The 441-nt window shown below is 71.9% G+C and carries 1 protein-coding gene; it reads right to left on the bottom strand.

Annotation, left to right across the window (positions count from 1 at the left end; genetic code table 11):
• Nucleotides 1-294 (bottom strand): TSUP family transporter (locus AC1VNY_RS42700; protein ID WP_482409707.1); only part of this gene is annotated, 294 nt, incomplete at its 3' end.
• Between the last annotated feature and the right edge of the window lie 147 nt (nt 295-441).

Here is a 441-nt window from a genome sequence, read left to right as displayed (position 1 = left end):
GTCGTCGCGCGTCGACAGCAGCAGCAGGCCGCCGGCGATGCCGCCAACGAACGCGACGGCCGTGAGCGCCGGCAGGCCCTTGCCGAAGCGCGCCAGTTCGCCGCGATACGCGTAGGCGCTCGACACGCTCGCCGGCCACAGTGCGACCGCGTTGCTGGCGTTCGCGATCACCGGCGGCACGCCGATCGCGAGCAGCGCCGGGAACGAGAAGAACGTCCCGCCGCCGGCGACCGCGTTCATCGCCCCGGCCATCGCCGTGGCGACGCCGATGACGAGGAGTTCGGTTGGGGTCATGGGCGGAGGGTCATGCGCGGGGCGCGCCGACAAGGCGCGGGCGGACGAAGTCGACCACATCGGTGAGCCGCTGGCCGATCGCCGACGGCGTCACGTCGAGTGCTTCGAGAGGCTGGCCCGAGCGGTTGATCCAGAAGGTCGTATAGC

It is taken from the genome of Bradyrhizobium ferriligni, from assembly GCF_056837965.1.
The sequence above is the reverse complement of the archived record's forward strand: the minus strand, read 5'-3'. Positions and strand labels throughout refer to the sequence as shown.